This is a genomic window from Legionella qingyii (assembly GCF_003184185.1).
The window spans coordinates 97,901-119,428 of sequence record NZ_QHJG01000011.1; the positions used below are offsets into that span (position 1 = coordinate 97,901).

Below are 21,528 nucleotides of genomic sequence, written 5' to 3' on the forward strand. Positions count from 1 at the left end.
ACAAGATTTTAGTGTTAACTATTATTTTCTCACCTGGGCTAACCAGCGACTTCTTAAACATCGTCTACTTGACGCGCTTCTCGCTTAACGCTGCCGAGACCTTCTGTGAATACTCGTTCCAGTTAGATAACATCTGTTTCGGAAGAGCCATTGACTCTATTACTAAAGTTCGGATTAATTCCTGGTTCCTAAATAACTAAATGTATAACGTCTACAATGAAGTAATTCTCTAATATAACTATTCCTATGTCGTAATAGAGCTGAAGGATAGGGGTTTGGAGGAACACAGTGGCCACTCAAAGGACTCTATTCGAACTTGCAACAAAATAGCTGTCTACGTCTGTTATCGCACTTTAATTGCCGATTATCTCTGCGAATACTATTCCGAAATTTCCTTGAATTACTGATGGTGCTATTTGACCAATTTCCTTTCCTTTTCAACCGTAGATGTCTAAATTTACTACGAAACGGTCGTACCGGACTTCTTAAAGGGATAGTTCTATAGAAATTTTTTCGAGCATCACTCTTCGTTTTTGTCGACGAGTGTCTTTACCTTTCAGTTTAGTTGCGGCAATTATTTAATTATGTTTGTCGTTGTAACCTCTTTTCGGCGTAATTAGCACTTAATTATTTTAAGTTGGCTCTGCCCCGGTGGTTCGTTCGGAGATCGGCATAAGTTCTTTGTAAAGTTTTTTTTCTTCTGAGATTTTTTATAAGTTCAATGCAATTAATACTGATGGTATCTTGGGTTTAATCTATACTTTCTCGAAATAGAAGATTCGTTCGAGTATTCAGAGTTGATTGTCTTCATCGTTCATTCTAATCGTGTTGACTTCTTCGTTAGTTTGTCGTTTCTCTAAGATAGTTTTTCGAGGTTTAATTCTCTTTCGTAGCACTCGATAAAAATAATCTTTGGTTCCTTTTTAATTGTGTTAAATTCCTTCTAAACTCATTCGTGGTCCCGAAGATGTAGGGGCGCCTATTTTAGGGTGTTCGCCTCAATTATTTTATAAACCTCACACCGAGTTTACTTAAAATACTGTTGAACATAGTTTCTCGCGTTTTGCCATTGCGCATGATACCACGTTTATATTGAATACCTTAACTAACCCGCTCAATAGAAAATCCTAGTTCCGTTGTACTTAGTCTAAAGGTTTTCCAAAGATTCCTGTAGCTTCGGTTTTAACTTGAATAGCTATTCCTTAATTTCTAATTTGAACTTCCAGTCCTACTTGTTGGCCTCTCACTTAGCTAACGGCTTCTTTTGGAAACCTCAGATGTTTTCAGGATAGTTTTCCGGTGAGTAGTTTTTTTTCTTCCGCTTGATGCTAATCTAAATGATTTTTGGGTTGTTCTTGTTAATGTGTTTCTCGTTTTTCTTTGTTTACTTGATAATCTATAAAACTTGGTTCCTTTTAGTCTTAATCTTGTTTTTCAATTTGTTCGGCTGAACTGATACGTTGTACTACTTAAATCATTAGTCGTTCGTTAGAACCGTAGTCTATACGAGTTTGAACTTATACGTGAACGACTATAACCCCTTTCGCATCGATTAAAGCTAGTTAATAAAGTTTTAGAACGGTTAGAACGATTACTTCTTAATAACCGGGTTAGTCGACTAGAACTCCTTGTTGATTTATGCTAAACAGCAGGAAATTGACTCTCCTTTTGTATAACCCTTTTTAGTCAACGTCTTAACTAATTCGTTCATGTTCTTTGATAGTTGAGTAATCTTTTTTTTACCTTTGTCCATGGAGGATCAGGACTTAACCGAAGACTCAAGGTTCTAGAATTTTTTGTCGAATGGCGGAGAAACCTCCTATTTCCTTAGCTCTTATGGATACGATGCGACTCGTAATTTTAACGACTCTTTGTTTTGCGTGACAATGTTGAGTTTCTTGAACGGCAGTGAGTTTATTTTTCGTGGCTCAATAATGTTTTCCGATCAAACAATCTTGTTTACTCGGGTCTGCTTTCTCCACTCGACATGCTCGTTTAATTTGTAAAGCTTTTGCTTTAACTTGGCGTTAACTGCCAGTAATACCTCTTGAGGTTACTCGAACACTTCTTCTTTCAACTACGTTGTTTCTTTTACGAACTTCCTGAATAGGTTCATTTTTTATCATAACTCCTAAACCTCGTGAATGGTTTTTAATTAAAGCAGATACGACTTAACCTATCCTCCCAGCTACGTACACTTGGTTTGTACCACAATCGAGCTTCTTTTAATGATTTTCTCTAACTCGAGAAACTTGTTTCACTGAACCCTTAAAGAAATTGATCTTAAGCATATTTATTGTTAGGACGACACTTTTTTCTTGCACTTGGTCACGAGGTTTACGTAATGTTTTAACCAATAAAATTTTACGAGATATTCGGAAGAGGATTTCTTCCCACACTGGAGGTAAACGACCTACTGAATGGATGATTCCTCCTCAAACTATTGCTATTTGAACCTTGTATATTTTTTACGATATAGATATCGTTTCTCCGATCAGTTGAAATAATGTATAGTATACCTTTTAGACTCGGTCATTTCTAGTTACTAGGCCTGGATAAAGTTCTTTTAGAGCTTTACTAATTTTTTGTTGCTTTATGCCTAGGTAATTTCGAATGACCTCTTCTCTAAATATGCAACTATTGCAATTTGCCTCCTGTGAGAGAAGGCTGGGAAAAACGTCTAAATCTTCGGCTTCTCCTGGTTTTTCTATTCCTGTCATAAAATCTCGTGAATCTAGTACAATAACGACCTATACTTCCTAAATTTCTTTCCCTTTGTTTTAACAGAGGTTTACGTCGCGTTCGTTCTGTTTTCGAAAAGAGGCTGTAATTTCTTAAACTCCTTTCGCTTGAGCACTGGGAAGACTTGATATAGTCACTCGCACTCTGATCTCTCGGACTCTAGGTCCGTTTTTATCTTGCGGATCGTCTTAATTTCCGATTTGAGTTATGAAAATTTTACCGAATACTACTCTATCCTTGATTCGTTCGTTAATTATTCCGCTAACTCTTCCGTTGATGCTCGTGTCTTGTTAAACCTGTTCGAGCTCGACTAAACTTTTGTTCTATGAAACCCCTTCTTAGATAAAAACTGTTAATAGATTTTCTTGCTTTCTCGTGGAAGCGGAAGTCTCTAAAAAAGTCGAGACGACGTCGAAATCATAATCCCACGAAACCAATATTTTGTCTCAGTGTTTTTTCTCTTCTTATGGAGCTCCTCGACGTTCGTCGTAACGTTCGGATAGTTTTCCGCGGTTAACTATTGCAGCTCCTTCACTTATCGTGTGTAAGCGTTAACGAACTCTTCTAGCTGTATCCGGAATTTTTAAAGAGCGGTTCTTCGTTTCTTCCGCTTCTAGTACCCTTTAGTGATTTACGTTTTGACTGACGTAAATCTTGACGACAACTCTTACATGTGTCGGTTCAGGGCCTTTTTGTTCTTCTCGACCTAATAAGACATTATTCGATACAAATTTTATGCGGTATCCAGTAATGATTACTTTACTTCATTTGAACCTCTAATCGAACCGCTTAGTTGAGAGTTCCGAATGACGTCGATGGCAATTTAATTTTTGGAAACAGTAAGGGCGCTTCCGCCATTAGATAAAGATGTTTATCGTCACGCGAAGAAAATTCGTACCTAGGGGCGGAAGCGCCCCTACTGTTGAAAAGCGTGTATACCTGGAACGAATTACCGTCATTTCCTATACCGTATGATTTCAAGGATCGGAAGGAGGCGAGGAAGCGAAGGTCTCAAAAGGAGTAGTCGTCCGTAAAAATAACGCGCACTTCCTTGATGACATCTTTAACGTACGAACATTTGGTAAACCCACTAGCTCAAAAAGTCGTACTGATGTATAACTAGTTTTCTTAGGTGCTATGGCACATTAAACTAAGGCAAATGGTCTTTCTATCTATGTCCGTGGAAAAGAAATGCATTAAGTAAATTTTTCCCCAGAACATCATTTACTCAAAATCTGTAACGGGTGAGGAACAACAATAACATAAATAATTTCCGTTTTGTACGTAGACTAGTGAATAAGCTGTAAAAAACTATTTTGAAATCTAATTAAAGTACTGTCGAGCTAAAATTAGGCAATGATATCAAACGTTTAAATTGAGACTTAAGATGAGTTGTTCCTTAAAGCCAATGAGTACGGCCTTCTCTTGTTTCCTCTATTGTAAATAGTAAAAACGACCTCTTTGAGGAAACATATTAACAAGTAATGTGAAAGAGTAGAAGTAATTCCTCCTAATTTACCGTAAATGAGCATAGCTGAATTGTCGTGAGTTTTTAGGGATGCTCGTAGACTCGCTACCACTGCGTAACCGTTTCTTACGATTCCTCGAGTTACGTAATTCGCGGTTTCTTGTTCAGAGAGAACGATGGTTCTAGTAACGTCGGACGGGACTGAGTTTCAAGTTTGTTATACCGGTAGTTTAATTTAGCAACCTTTCGAACCGATGTTCACTTCTTTGTAAAGTGAGGCATTAATGACTTCGGATAGTTCAGTCTGTCGCATAGTGTAGTAATGAACTGGGAGCTTTATTTCGTGGTGTGTGCAATAAAAGTCCTTTCCTTAAATTAGGTCGAAGAAAAGTAGCAAAATCATGGGAGCGGCTCGTTCATAACCTTTCATTACTTAGTCGTTAACGCCTTGCTCAGCGGAATACACGGGGTCTTGTGCTTGCTTCAGTTTAGCGGGTATTGTATTCGTAGCGCAAGGGGTTTGTATAAGAACTTCATTTTTGAGTTTAACGTAAGTACGACGCAGCTTTATAACTTGCTAACAATAATCCTTTGTTAGGTCTCTTTAAAAAATGTTCAGCGCTAAAATTATTTCTTTGGACGTTTTACAAGCAATTATACAAAGCGTGAAATAACTTACCCGTACTTCGTTGTTAACCTCTTTTTAATCCACGAGAGCTCAGAGTCCGAGTTCGTAGTTAGTTCGCATTGAACCTTAACAACGTGTGACTTCGTAAACTACTTTGGTTAGGCAAGTTCGAGTAACGACTAAGGTACTCACGTTTTCTTTCGTGCCTCGTACTCTTTTTATTTAGAGTTCGGTGGTTAGGGTTATCGAACAAATTCTCGAGCGAGTTGTACAGCTCGTCTTGTTATGTTTTGTTCCTTCTTGAACTTAGTTCATCACTACGACTACTTTTTCTTGAGAGAATGAAATTGCTTCTCCTTCTGCGTGTGCTACCAAGAGGGTGATTGTGAACCAAAATTTATGTAGACGGGAATGTTTCATTCCCGCGAAAAAAAACTAGGAATTAAAGTTCTCTCCATTCAATTACTGCGTTCTTTTTGACTGACAGCGTAATCATGTTCTTTTTACCGTGCTTTTGGGATTCCTTGTAGTTCTGTTTGACTGAAGGCCTTAGGTAAGGCGTCGTGTTGTTCCTCGACGACATCAAACAAACGTTCTTGAGTGGGATTCGGGAATAAAGACGTGCGCAAGTCTACATCTAGGATGAGGAAAATACCTCCTATAAGTATGGCCGGGATGACGGGTCAAGCAGTCATTTTACCGTTTCCGAATATTAAATACGTAATGTCGTAGGGATAAACTTTTTCGTCCAATATTGTGACGACACCGTATGTTATTATTCCCTCTCGAATAACGTTATTGATCTTTCGTTGTATAGGGGTCGCCGCTTTTTATGGTACTTTTGAAGATGAAATTTGGTCCCCTGAGGTTAATGGGGCAAGTAGTTTAGCGTCCTGTATTTACCCCTAATGGTTGGACAATACTAGTTACCAAAGGTCTCAACAGTGCTTAAATACCAAACTTCCCACGTCTTTAAAACCAAATAGGTTGGCGCTATCCACCACTTGGATGACGAGGCCTTTATCTATGCGTTGGCTACACCGTTTTCCAATACCAACGTGTCCCTTAGTACTCATTATGGAAATAGTAACGGCGGTTATCTTAACCAACACTTCTACCTAACCTTAAAATACCATCGTCAAAGTAATCATGTGGATACCCACTTTAAAACCGCGTTCGTAGAGCGCTGTTTGGCCGTCATGAGCATCGTCTTAATCTGAAATCAGTTGCACGTAACACCCCTTCTAACAAAGGAAAACGTGTCGTCGCTCTTGGAAGTTGAATGGTACTTGAACATTGTAGTGCAATTAGGGAAACCTTATAGCTATAATACTTGTAGTCACGTGGTAGACTTCTTTTAAATATATTGTAGTTGTTGACCCCACTCCCTATGAAGTCATAATTACGGCTTCCCTTATAACGTTACTCATTCCGTGGTCCTTTTGGACCACAGCTCAACGTCCGTTAACAATTACGACGCTCATCCCGACCTAACGTAAATGGCGACGATTAAGCGACGAGACTATAGAATGTACTGGCACACGTAGCGTAAATACTTCGTAAAAGAGTCCGGTATCTTCTCTTGCTTATATGTCCCGTGATGTTTGACCAAATAGGATAATTTCATTTGGTTCTCGTTTCGCAACAAGCGCTTAACAACTTTAGTGGTTTGGTGAGATATCCTGACCTTCGTCCGAGTTTCGGGCTTGAGTACCGCCAGTAACCGTACGACCCGTTAGTTGTTTTGTCGTGGTATCAAACATTGCCCATATTCCTGTCGATAATATAAGCATGGCGCAATTAGCGGGTTGTTTACCCTGTATTTCAGAAATAACAATAACTTTTTTAGAGACTCAACCTATAATAAAATTTTCTTAGACGAGCGGACTTTTATTTTGGTAGTGAACCACAAGCGTAAGCAAATTAATGATTTTCGCGTCCTTTTACCCTTGTATGGCCGCCCCAATTTAGGTTTAAACCGGAATGACGTTTCGTTCAGGAGCTCAATCACTTAGTTAATTTTCGAGTACTGTACGAACTAACGGACGTCAACTACGTAACAGTAAACCCAAGCGTTTATCGGTTATAAGTACTGTAAGCGGTGACGTACGTTCTTCAGAGCGCAATGATACAGCTCAATGCGGTTGAGTTACGTGGTTATCTATGATAACTACACCCACCACCTGAATCGCACCTAATACTTCCCTGGGTAAGCTTAGTCCCAACAAGGTACTTGATGTCGAACGCGCTTATACGGTGGGTATAAGAGGAGCGGTAAGTTATAAATACAGTCCTTCGTTTACAAGGTCTTGGTTTGTAATAAAGTCTTAGTCCATCTCGGAATTGTCGGGTAGTACGGCAAAATTAAAGACTATAATCGCTATATCTTTATTACTCATTCAGAGGGAGAGAAGGCCTTTAATGATTACTTCTGAGCGTACACTAAGCGCTATAAATACTATGGATAGTAAGTTAATGACGTTCGAGTGGGTAACTTTAGATATTGATACGTCTTGTAAGCAACTTACTTCGGGTAAGGAACAAATTCGTACCCCAATAATCGAATGTTCTTTTTCGATTTCATCTCCGAAAAATATGATTATATACGGACCTTGAATTTTGCGCCGAGTTACATCTCTTAGGATGTCTTCTTCGAAATAACCGTTTTTAGTTACTTCTGTACCGGCAATTCCAAAAAACGTTATATAGCAAAAAGGTTAGCTAAGGCCTACGAACCCGATAGCCTGTTTAGAAAGGTTAACGGGGGTAAAGTGTTGACTGTCTTGGTGGGCAGTACGTGTCACACAATGTTCTAAATTGGACACTGAGCCTACCGTGGTAATTTCTTATAGAACCGTCAAGAACACACTTGAGTTGTAATTACAATGGGGGGATACTATCGTTGTTAGGAATGAGAGACCCAAAAAAGGACCAACCACGTATGGTCCTTTATAACCCATTAAACGTATTAAATAAACCCCTATGATTGAGTGACCTACAGTTTGAGAAACTACTACCTGTCAAACTCGAGTTACTAAACCAAATACCACTGTGGCATTGGTTACAGAACTTAGAACGAGTAAAACTATGTTTTTTTGAGCAAGTTAGGATACTTTTCGTCGATTAAGTTCGTCTCGATGGATTTCTTTGTTGCGAAAATATAAATTTACTTAATTCTTCGTAAAAAAGAGTTAATTGGATAAATCTGCTTTTGTAAGCCTCTTCTATTCTACTGTGGTTTTGTTTCACCTAAAAAGTACGGGCGACTCACCGTAGGCGTACTCGCGACGACCTACCGTACCGGAACAGTAGAACTTTGGACCAGATTTTATCCAGACGTTTTTCGGGCCCGTCGAATACGGGCCCAACGCGTTCGGTAGCGAGTTATACTTGGGCACTGATACAATCAGTTAGGTCCACTACTTCTGAGCCGCGTTTCGAATACACCACTACCTTAATGGAATAAATGGGAAGGGTAGTTACTGAGTACCTGTTCCCTATGGCCTGGCTGGAAAAACAATTTGGTTTTGGTAGTTAATCGGCCACAGCTAACCTAAGTATTACGAACCCCACCATTGATAGTTCTAACACGCGACCTATTGGTTTAACGGCGTCGTTAGTAATTTGTTTGGGTACGAAATAGGAAACGTCGTGGAGACCAATACCTTCCGCCAAGTAAGGTACATCTACCACTTCCTTGACAAAATTGATGAGCACTTACGGACGAGTTACGGTTAGCTTTAGGGGTCGAGTCAGTTGTTCTCTAACTTTGAATGGACATACTAAAAGAACCAAGAGTTTTTTAATAGACCAATTTGTTTCCTAATAATCCACTGCTTTGACTACCAGTACAGCTACTCTAAAGGACAAAATAGCGAGGACCTTTTCAGAATACAGAATAATGGGTACTATTTCTTCTAGGCTTGATACGACGAAATGTGCTTTTAGACCTTTAAGAATTTAGTTGTTGACTACGTTTTCCAGCTTTCAATCTTCAAATATGACACCTCGTTGGTGGTCGTTGCATGGAACTACCGCTCGCTAATTGGAATAGGATATAGTTGAAAATAAATCGCTTATTTCCCTAACAATACGGACGAAAACCGATACTTGTTGTCCTATTCCGTCGAATGGTCAATAAATGAGTTAATATAGGCCCAATAGTATAATGGGTTTAACTACGTGACCTACATAAACGTCCTCCACCACCTTAAGTAACGTAATGGGTCGTCCTTGGGTTCTATTGTGCACAAGGAGAAACTCTATAAAGAATGCGAGACAACGAGATAGGTGCGTTACTGTTGCCGTTGGTTTTCTGATATGAGATTGATATTTCCTGCTGTGCCTTAACAGACTGTCCTTCAGTTTGATGTCCCTGGTCATGTACCCTACATGAGGCGACGTTCCTACGTCGTGTGATTTGCAAATTATATAGAATAAAGAGGCATTCTTTTACAGAGAGAAAGTAGATAAAGACTATTCTTCTCTCTGACAAAAATAGAACTCCCAATACCCTAGAAGTTCACGTGGAGTGTCATTCGGCGGGTGTACGAGATATTGAAGTACTGAATATAACTCGTTACTAAAGAAGAAGGAGAAAAAGCCATTTGAGGAATTGCTTGCAAGGAAATTTTAGTGGCTTTTGCGGCAATTTTACAGGAAGTTTAAATGCTCAAACTTTATTTCAAGGGCGATCATTTACTGAAAATCGATGGTTAAGAGCTTGTAAACCACTTCATAAAAATCGAGGCTATAGAAGCGGTCAGAGGACGAAAGGTAGGTCGACAACGAGAAGGTAAAAAAATAAATAACACCGTTATTAAAGTAGCCGACGTCGTAGGTTTTAATGTAAAACTGGTAGATTGGGTAGTGCTACTAGTAACCATTGTATCCATAGACGTGGGTATCTTGACGAGCGCCACATAAAATCCTTCGGTCCTGGTTGTATAAAAGCAAGGACGACGTCTGTCAGAAATGCTTGAGCAGGCGCTACGAGATATAGTGCTGACTATGCTGCGAGTTATTACAGACGTATTGACAGCCAACGTTGTAAGCGACATTGGTGACAGTGGAACTTACTGGTTATAAAAAATATTTTTATGACGCGTTTATACGGAAGATATTATTACTGTAGCCTACCTACTTGGACGAGAAGCAGATGTGCGGCCAAACAGAATTTTAGTTTTTAACCAAACCAGTGACTGAACGGTAACACTTCGTTTCGTTATACAAGAAAATTATTTAGATTTACTTCGTAGAGGCCACATAGTTTTAAACATAGAGATGCTATAAGAAGTTCTAATTGAAGAAGTCCTGTGAGTGCTATTATTAGTAGGTATAATTCATAAACACGTGAATGAGGTAACTCGAAATCGAAAAGGTCATTTACGTTCCTCTCAGGACAGAAGGGCCTCGGTCTGCGAGGAGGTTATTAATATTTTTAGTATACGTGGGGTTTCTCTACAACTTAAATCTAAGTGTTTCTGCTTTCTAATATGTACGCACGAATACTAATGAGTTTGTTTTGTTAATACATAAAATGACTAAAAATATATAAAAAACCTATTATTACGCCAATCTGTACGTAATAAGAAAATAGATACTCGAGAATGCGATTGCAATTACTCAACGTACAAAAAACGTTGTTTTAGCTACAATTGAGTTACTTAAAAAAGTTTACTCTGACTGAGAATTAGTCTTCTGGCCTAGTTCTCAGTCTTACACGAGCCGTTTTAGCTGGATTAGAGATAAATATTAAATGATTCAGTACTTAATTTGACGGTTCAAGACCTCATGGATTAGGTCAGTGTATTAGTATAGGAAAAACACGTCGTGTCATTATAGGTGTACAAGGTAATCAAGGACACCATTATAGTAATTTTAACATTACCATAAAAGGTCACGACCCCAAACGCCGGCGTATCTATCGTGATTATTTTACTCACGGTATATGAAATCTTATCTCACTTAAACATTAACGGCGCTAAGGACGGGTGACGCCACGTGGACGCGAACATGGTGGCTGTTGCCGGGTTGGATATGGTAGCGATGAACCTTGTCTCAATATTTGACTTTTAGGACAAAGACCTAGGCGTAATATTCGATGTAGACCTGGGGGGGCGAATAATAACCTAAAACCTTATCCATTAAAAAAAACTAAGAGTCCGGTACCAAGATGTTACGAGTGAGGCGGTGGTGAAGGACTGGTACGGAGGAGAGGAACTATTAAAGGTATCAATAGTTGTTCATTGCATCAAGGCGGCTGGCGGTTTTGTATTCCACTACTACGTCCTATCTCCCAAGGGAACGGCGATAGTGGCCTACTCCGATGTTTTCACTGGAAACCTAATAATTTATCACGTAGTATCCTTCAAAGAAGTCCTTTGAGTAGAGGTGGGGTCGAGTACCTCTGTTGCCATCGAGGCAAAAAATGCCGTTGAACGTGCCGAAATTTATTTAATAGATACGATAGTAGACGTCGGAGATGATTTTAATAAAAACGACGTCCGCGGTGTCGTACATGGGTGAGCTGTAGGTTTCGTTAAAGAGGCCGGGTAGGTCGTAGACAAAAACCGAAAAATGGCGAACGTATCTAGAAGAATTTTGTCGGTAAACGACAACATGTGCGTCCATTAGGCTTTACAAAGCTCTTGTGCGGATCTAGACGAAGTTAAAAACCTAGCAGTATTCGTAGATGTTAGCGTTATTGGACAGGGAAAGGAACGCTCAACTGACTTAATTTAGGTATTCGATGAGCATGGACCGAACCACAATTAGGACACCCCTATTTTACTCCACATAAACCAAATATTACCTAACCTACTACGCGATGGGGACCACGAAAACGATTACGTATTCGGACGTGTGAGTTATTTGGCTCATGTTAACCACATTGTTCGGTAAATTTACCCTTCGGTAAATCAAAGTTAAAGTAACATAAAGGAATATAGCTACATTAATTTAGGAAATAGAGGTAGTATGCATGGTTACGATAATGAAATTTAATCCTTGTTGGCCTTATTAACCGAATGAACGTTTCCCTTGTGAAGTATGAACGTTTCTCAAGGACCCAAGATCGAGTGCGGAAGTGGGTCCGATACAACTAATCAAAAGATTAACTTATAAGTGTGCGTTGTGAAATATGCAGATATAAAAGTCGAAGATTACGCAATGAAAGCTATTTGAGTGCAGACCCAAGTTGTAACAGAGGGTAGTTACAGCACTTTTAGCGTAGACGTCGTTGACGTAGGAGTTACGATTGAACGTCGTATGCCGCATGTCGCCCTAGGTATCAACAGAGGGTGTCGACTAGACCTAAGTAAAGAGGGTCTGGAAATATCGCAACTTATCGGACTGGAGAAAACCGAAGAAGGTATTCGGTCAAATTCCGAACAAGTTTCGAAAGATGGTAGTTGAGGAACAGTGGGGCAAATTGTATGCGAGGAAGGAGATGATTTGAACGATTAAACCTTGGATCTAATCGATTAAGAAATATCAGAAATCTCAACTTTTTAAGCTGTAAGTATCCCTACATTAATAGGTAAGGTACGACCCATTGATACTAAGCACCTTATTTAACCAAACATAGAAGGTCTCGTACACAGAGCTGGACTATGACGAGGCAGAATGATGGATCAACAACGTTTGAGTTTACGTTGACAAATGTGGTTAAACGATAAAAAAGAACGACCAATTTTAGAAGTAACACGTTGTACCCGTTTATACGATGGGCAAAATCCTATAGACAGCCTATAGAAGAAAATATTGCAAACTATTAAAAAAGTCGGGCGGCTATAACAACATGGTTTAGAAGATTACGCCATCGTCGTTAACCTCCTCGCAGAAAACGACCCATCTTACGACGAGGTAGATTTCGTGAAACACAATTTATAAGTTTATTACGAAGTAGTAGAAAATGTATAACGAGAACAAAAGGCGCGAAGTGAAATATATCGCCCCCGACTCGTTACATCTACATCGGTGCGAGATCGTTAAGACCTCAGACAGATATCTTTTTCCAATCATTATTCCAAGACTACACGCTCGGTAGCTGCAGCCGCAGCCAGTACTATTATTATGCTACTATTGCCTGAAATAGCCCTAGTATAAGTAGCCCAGGATATGGTGTAGGGTTCCGACACTAGTCACATCGGTGAAGAACGCTACTTTCGTAGAATAGTTTTGCACGAAAAAGCTGTAAATTATAGAAAGGAAACTCGCCATTTTAGCGAACCTTGAAAGATAGGGCGGGAACAAAGCGGCTTGGCGGGCGTCTTAGAGGGAGATGGTCTATTTCGAGACTATTCCGTCCCAGAAAAAGAACTGTTAGTCGGTCAAAAGGCCCGTTGGGTCGCTATAGGTTACGTGGAAACGCTGCTCAGTAAAGCGCTCGTGCAGCGCGTCGAAGAGAACGTGCACGTCGTAGATATTAAAACCGTTGTTAACGAAAACGTGTCCGACCTAAAAGATTCTCCTTTAGTAACTTAAAAAGCCGTTGTGAGCTAAGTTGTTGACTAAAATGAAGACTTCTATGTTCGAATAGGAAACAAACTCTGCTTTTAAACCCTAGCCCTTGAAATTGCCTTTCTTGGCGACAATTAGGGAGTGCTCGTAGTAGCGGACAACCGCTATGAAACCGGAAAAACCGTATTGGAAGTGAAAGCTATATTAATAAATTTCAAGACCAATTACGTCGGGACTTAGGTCGGTACACTCATGGTGGTAGTGCGACACCTTATAACAAACATTTCGTTATTTCCCAAAGAACTATTCTTAGTAAGGTGACGTATCTCTCAAGTTGTTGTTATAATAGAAAAAGTCGCGAGTATCTTTTGTGACATCCATATTACTGCAAAAATAAAAATAATTCCACGAGCTGTTTGCGGAAATAGGGTGGGAGTATTACCTTACATAGAACAGAAACTGACGCGAGTAGTTTGTTTACCTACGTCTGCGGTCTTAAATTCATCCTATTAAGAGAATCAGAAAAACGATTTTATAGCATCACTTTAAGTTATAATCTCTTACAAAGTCGTGAGCCAAATTTGGTTTAAACTCAAGGTCAGCAACAACGTAGCGGACAAAGACGGTACCCGCGAAGACCTTGCGGTAACGCCATTACAACAAGCACTTAAAATGGTACAGCTGCGTGACAGTTTACGTTAAGAAGACTATTCCGTAATTGATGACTTTGTGGTTGCGGTACGTTTGGTGGACTATGAAATATCCTCAATAGTAGTTTGAATGGAGGACGCACTTCATGACAGTACTAGTGAAGACGTCGTCTCGCGGGAAGAAGAAATACTTATAGTTGTCCCTATGGTGCAGGTAGTAGAAATTGTCTTTAACTGAGTAGCCTTACTTATCATTGTTTTTAGAGAAACGTCATAGGACGGTCACGAAGTAGATATCTCAATAGTTGTTGAAGTTTTTGGTACACCACGTCTGGACATGGTAGTAGGCATAGTGGCTATATGTAGGGCCCAGAAAAAGAATGACGTAGATTTGGGAAATCCTGAAATTATAATAAACTTAGCATTGACCGTAGTTGCGAGTAATCCACCAGGAGAATGGGATAACCACCACAAGATTTATGGGATATTATCGTATAAAACGCGGTGCAAATATACAGTAGGTCCTTGAAATGTATGTTAGCTATTGCGGGAGGAATTTCGGTGAGTTATTACCTTATATCTGATAAGGGAGAAAATAAAAGTAACTACCATTTATCCAAACCTCTGATGCTAAACAAAGTGCACTTTGTAATAAAGACGACATTGTGCGGAAGTGACTAAACTATTTAATTTACAAGAACCCAGCTATAATGACTTTACTCGAAAAGACCTACTCAACATCTTCACTAATGCATAACAGGGCGAGCAACTCGTTCTATGAGGTATTCAAAGTAAACTACACAAAGTAGCTCAAGTCGTCCATTTAGCAGTTAATTTACGTTCGTAAGGACAACATTTTCTAAGCGAACTCGATTCGCGTTTCGTTAATTTTAATAAAAAACAACGGGTGCCCTATTTTGAACAAAGCGAAATAAAACTAATTGAAGATAATTTTATAGTCGAACTACTCGCGGTTTAACACATATTCAGAAAACTAATAGTCTTCGTTTTAAGAGTCGATTATAAACAAGGTCAAGAAAAGGTCTCAAAAAAAACAGGGTTGGAAATATTATCGATTCGAATGTTAGCTCTACTGAGTTAAGAAAATCACGTCGCTGTTTGCGTGCAAGGGTAACGCGTTTTATGAGAAGTGCTTCGTGTACTTCAACCATCCGTTTAACTGAATCGACAAATAGGGTACCTTGTTTTACGAAATTTCCCCGTACAACAAAATTTTCGCGTAACGCGACGAAATCATGAGAAAATATAAGGAAGGTATTTCCTTCTATCAATACAAAGTGCACTTTGTTAGGGGTCAGGTTATTTGATGCTGCTTGTCTTCCTGGACGTAGCTATTAAACTTTTTCCAGCCTTATTTTCTAGACTGTCCCATTGCGCATTCGGTTAACTGACCAACACCTCGTTTTAACTAATAAGTTAAATTAGACCCACCCAAGTCTTATTCTAAAAACTTATGATTAGCAAAGAACAACAACACGAGCTCGTTTATGCCAATTTCTACCCATTAGTATTCTTTATTAACCGCTATAAAGTGCCCTTGCTTTTCTTACAGGTGTCGAATTATTTATTTCAGGAAGTTCCTGTCTTCAAAACGGTGACGGTAAACCTGGTATATATTTTAATTTAGACCCTGAATTCGGTTCAACACAGCTACTTTATAAAGCATTCAATACTTAAGAATTAAGTCTTTCCTAGTATAAAAGTATCCGTATTAATATATAACCATTAATAGTAGTAGATATCTGAGTTAATTTTATGATGATAGGCATAAGCTATCTCTGTTTGCTTAAACAGGAAGTGGTTTTACACTTTCGTGTAGCTCGTTTATCCATCGTAAGTTCGGTTAGAAATTGAGTAGCGGGACACAAAGTCGCTAATTTCTAAGTTGCCGAAGAAGAACAAGTAATAACAACCGTTAATTTCAATTGTACGGTCCAACATTTACTTCGTATTGGCGGAAACTGAAAAGTACTCGGTTTTACTGTTATGCACTATTACTCGCGAATTTTTGTCGCGTTAGTTATTACTAGACGAACAGGACTAAAAATCCTTATCGAAATCATATTCCTCCTTTTGCGCGAAGTTAGTTAAAACTATTTTTGTATTTAACTGCCCTATGGTTAAATTTTACTCTAAAAGGTCGTCGGTTATTATGGAGAAGTAGAAGTTATGATAAATCTTCTGCATTGTTGAGAACTTAAGGGAAAAAACCATAGTTGTCAAAAAAGAGTAACCATAATCTTGTAACTACTGCTGTTTAGCGGTAAGCTACAGGTAGACATCGTTGTCGTCTTTACTCCAAGCCAAGTTTTAGTTCTTTGTTAGGTAAATCTTTCTGAGCGTGTAGAACAACACGGTATCGTTTTACTCACCTGACGTTGTCGAAATTATTTTGGTTTGCTCCTTATCAGTTAAGTTGGAGCAACGTAAGTAGAAGCGAATTCCCTATCGGTAGTCGCCCATTGCAACAGTTAAACTTGCTTGATGCAGGAACAAATTATCAATTATCTCGTAATAGTTGTTAGTGAAACCCTAACCCCAGTAGTAGATTTCTTGCTTATTATAGTTATTTAAAAAAACGTCCCTGTCATTATGAAGGTCTGACAAGCGGTCTTAATGTCCCATGAACTCGTCGTTAGAGTTAAAGGTTTAGGCATCGGCATTATAAATTGCTTAATAGACTATTAAATTCTATTTTTAAGCTGTTTTATCGATTTGAAACGAAAAATAGTTGTCGTGGACGTTGACATTCATCGCCTCTTTCATTTAGGAGAAAAAATTATCGCTTAAGTTTGTTCTATCTTGAGGTAGAATTGGATTCTTATTGTTATTTTTTTAGCGAAGTAGTGCGAGTACGTAGTAGACCTAATTCTATCAGTATTAGCATCGGTCTCATTTCGCTTTGCCTTGTCCCAAACAGAGCCGGACCTACTTATGAAATCAGGACCTAAGGTGGAGTTAGGGGAGTCTTCGGGTACCAGCCAGACAATTTTAGACAGCTAACTTAATTCTTCTGTTTTACGCGTAATTTAAAAATATTAGAAGTCATTTTAGTGACAGTAGGACTTGGTTAAGGAATTGAAAGGACGTACGTACTTATTGGCAACATACTAGTGCCGGTGGTTTTACTAGGGGTTAAAGCCCATTCGACACTAACCAATTGAGAAACGAATTTCGGTATCGGTAAACAGACCCAGACCGTTATCTTGCCGACGCCGCGAAACTGTTATTTAGTCGGTGAAACTGGAATATTATGAGTCGATGACAAAAAACTTATAAAAGTTACCATTGATTAAATAGGACGTTTCGGTCTTCTAGTGCGTTCCGAAGCACTTGTTTGAGTTACCATTAACCAAACGGTCATTTTACTCGTAACCGTTATTGAGCGGCATTACGCGGGAGCTCAAGGGACTGTAACCTCGCTTATGCGAAGCGTTATTTTTTACGTTGGAGTATTCCGTTAAGTTATAAGCTAACAAGGCGGAACGATTAATTTTATCGTTGTGCACAAAGTTCGAGCCCTCCAAGTTGTCGTTGTCAATTAGGGGTTGGTTTAGCCCTAAAGTTTGCGAGAAGGTATGGAAGTTAAAGAAATCCTATTGCCAGTGAGCACTCTTACTAAACAACGACGGGGAGGTTATTTCGTAATTTTCATACCTTTTTGAGGAGAACTCTGGACAGAAATGGTCGTTTTTTGACCTATAGTAGTTATTCGTTACGTAAATCCCTTGCTATTTTTGCAAATTTAAGTAATTAACTCAAGCAGACCTATCGGAAATGGTATAGGCGTTGTTTTGCAAGTCTTACATTTATATCATAGAAGCGTAGTCCTAATAAAAAATTATACCGTAATGGTTATCGTACGTAGTTTACGCAAAAAGGATTTGGGTGTGGTGGTATTTATTTGTCACCTAATATCCGTAGTGGTCCAGCGAGTCGATGGACGTAACTTCGTCGAGCTCGATCGACCAACCTTAATGGAAGTTGTTTCGAAAGTTTTTGTTTAAAAAATAAATTCACTGACGAGAATATTAGCTGTCGAAAGAATCCACGGCAGAACTAACGTTGCCATAACCGGCCTCGTCTCCGTAAATGAAGTCTACTTTTTCTTGATCTTCTTGGACGTCTCGAGCTTAGTCTGAGTCATGACCTTTGAGACGACGGTTAAAGTTATCTTTAACTAAATTAGAGTAGTGGTGTTTTGACAAATTAGTTGAGAAGTTAAGCACGTTTTTTTACGAAGAAATGGGTTAGTTGTTGTTTAGCTAACCCTCGTTTATTTTATTTTGCAACAAGAAGACATACTCGGACATTTCCTGCGTTGGTCCATAATTTAACAACTCGTCTTATAAGTAGAACGTTATCTGGATTTGTAAAAACGGTTTGTCTACGACTGTGTTGTATTGAGGAGTAATTTCTTCCCACCATTTTTCTTATGTTTTGATTAATAGGTGTCGTTAATTTATACGGTGACTTTCATGGGCCTGTCGTTCTATTAATTCGTACTTTAATGATGCATACTTTAACTCTTTATCTTAAAGAAGCCATGTGATTCCACGACGACGTCCGTTTAATATGAGTCGGAACCCTTATTTCTTTTCAATAGGTGTTTTTTTCACACCTATAAAAGTCTTCATTCTCTCTTAATAAAACGTTCTTTAAATTTAACTATATAAACTTCTCTCGATACGATTCATCTGCATAGTGAAACTTAAAGGTACGTTAAAAGGAATAAGAGTAAATTTTTTTCTATTTTTTTGTTAACTCAAACGGGAATTATATTAACAAAGTTTATTTCTAGTCATGTCTCCACAACTAACCTTGCTTAGCGAGGTAGAAACAAGAGTGAAACATATGGATTGCTAAATTTCTGTATTCTATTACATCGTGAAACTAACGTGCGGTATTGGCAAATTTATGTAGTAATTTTGTAAGTCGGAAAACAAGTATTTCTTTTATTGGTGCTTATGAGATAGATAAGTAATTACAGCGCGTTATCGAAAACAACTGAGAAGACATTAACGAAAACTTGATAACCGTGCAATTGAAATAAAGGATTACACTGTTTATTTTTTATCTTGATGGTTATCGATTTTTATATCGCTATCTTTTCTATGTGCTCAATTTCTTTTTTTTCGCTGTTTTGATGGTTGGTATCGCTTATGCTATGGTTTATTATCGGTACGCTGGGATCTAGGTCTAGGTTATGGTAAATATCGCCTACAATTTTTATTCTACTAATAAGGATTTATCGACTTGAGTAATAAACTGCAGTAACTACAAATCAACGTAACGTTTTTTCTTATTATTATTTTTTTAGTTATTCAATTCATAATTTGTTGTAGGTCGCTTCTTGTCGCTATTTTGTATTATTTTTTTCTATTTTTTATTTAGTCCAACCTAGTTCAATTGATACTTATTTATGCTAGCTTATTGCCCATATTCGACTATTATTTAGTAACTTATTTAGTTTAGTATTTTTATGTATGTTTATCTAGTGTTCGAATTTTTCTCCAATGTTTGTTTCAAAGTATAGTTAATTCAATAACAAAAATTATTAATAAATTGTAAATAGTTGTTGTCTATTTTTGGATTATTGTTATTTTTTAAATTTTTTATATTTTATTACATCAATAATTGTCCGGGTTTTTTGTTTCTTTTTTCTCTCCTGTGTTTTTTATTAGTTAATAGTTTTAACTGTCATCTTTTTTTCAAGAGATAATAACGGTCGGAGTATTTAAATAATTGTCCAAGTAGTACTTTGCATGGAAAGTTGGATCATTAAATTTTGCATTTGCACTGGTGCCAAAAGCACTCGCATACCGATGAGCACGTCCATCTAATCATTAGTTTGCAGCAGCACGATTTCCGGCATTTGCAAACTGACGGATTCACAAACGAAAATTTTTTTGTGTCGCTAATGATTGTTTTATACTAATATTAGTACACAAACTTGTTCGTCTTTTTTATCATTGTAGGCTCAAATAGCAAGAGAAATCTCTTTTATTAAATCCAATACGTGCTGAACCCGACCGCAATAGATTCTTTTACTATCGTTTTCGAGTACTAGCTTTAGCATAATTTGCCGACAATTCTCTTTCGAAAGCTGTTTTTCTTAATGGACGTCAGCTACACCAAAAAAATCGTTCTGTTCCGCATCGTTTTGTTTGTTTACGTTAATATTTACGATCTTACTCGTTTTGTACCTTTTTTAATTAGAGTACAATGCTTTTTATCAAACAAAGGGATAGTTTAATATATTTATAAACTAATCGGGGAACAATTTCGGTTCAACGGCTATGATGGGTTCAACAAGTGTTATACGACTTTCGCGATAGGATGTGACACCGTATTGGTTTCCAAATACCTACCGAAATTTTTCTCATGACGCAACGGTAGGAACCAGTGCACCACCGATACTAGGACATGAGGGGTTGTTGCTCTTAGTAACTACCTATATGCTGCATAACAAAATATATACCGCGAACGCGATCAATCAAATAGTGAAACCTTACGGACCGTTGATCTAATAGGAGGAGTCGGTCGCGGTTGTCTTTTCCACTCGCCGGTTCTCGTCTCACCTGTTGGAAACGAAGGCGTTCAATGTGGTAGGTTATGCAGGTGGAGTTGCGGGTAGTTGGGACAACGCCTTGTTTGATTTTTGTCATTACATGGCGATTAGGTCCAATTTTGCCTACAAAATCTACACCGATAACTAGGCGTTGTTCCACTACAACAAAGGCCCGTCGAGGAACTAATAGGCGTTTCACATCTACTTTTCTTATTTGGTAAAGAAGAAAATGTTTTAGTCCGTTTACTCGCAATACAACGTTTGTCGTCGGAAAAACAACGAAGTCCTGTCTTGCAGGTTCGAGAACTAAAGTTAAAATGCTGTCGTGTTGTCTTAATGCATTACCGCGGGCTGGTCGTCGTTAATTGCCATTGAGAATCACCTTGTTTATCACTTCCTGAGTTACATTTTTTTCTCAAATAAAAATGATTTCCGTCGATAGAATAGCTACATTTAATATTTTAACAATTGTTCCCGTCGTTACTTACCTGACCTATAAACTTATGGGTCAATAATGCGTCGAGTGGGTTTCTTCTATTCAGTTCGCATAAAGTACAACCGAGTATATGACCACGAAGAATAAGTCTTGGGCCTTTTGTGGCGATAGTTTTTCATTCGAAATCGCTATACTTATTTCGTTTAGACCTACACCTATCATTTCCGCCAACCTAACGATACGTTGTTGTAATGAAAAATTCGCGGACCCAAGGACGTCGTTTACGCTTATTGTTCAAAATATGTGCTCGACGGTTACTACTAATATGATAACCACGACACTCGTTCGGCTAATGGGAATTTGGGCTTCTCGTTTGTTGACAACCAAGGTTTAACATATAACCAGGTCTTTAATGCTCGCACAATTTTCTCTAACGAGGTAGTGACCTAGAATGACAACTAATACCGTACAATACCAAAAATAGAAGCAATAATAAAAGCAACTACTTTTGTTAAATATTAAAGTAACCGTTGACCCCAACCAGATAGC

General features: G+C 38.4%; 1 pseudogene. It reads left to right on the top strand.

The features are described 5' to 3' along the window. Positions 1 to 14,834: 14,834 nt before the first annotated feature. Positions 14,835 to 14,930 (top strand): annotated as a pseudogene (locus DGG96_RS21390) (hypothetical protein); the annotation flags it as partial. Positions 14,931 to 21,528 lie beyond the last annotated feature (6,598 nt).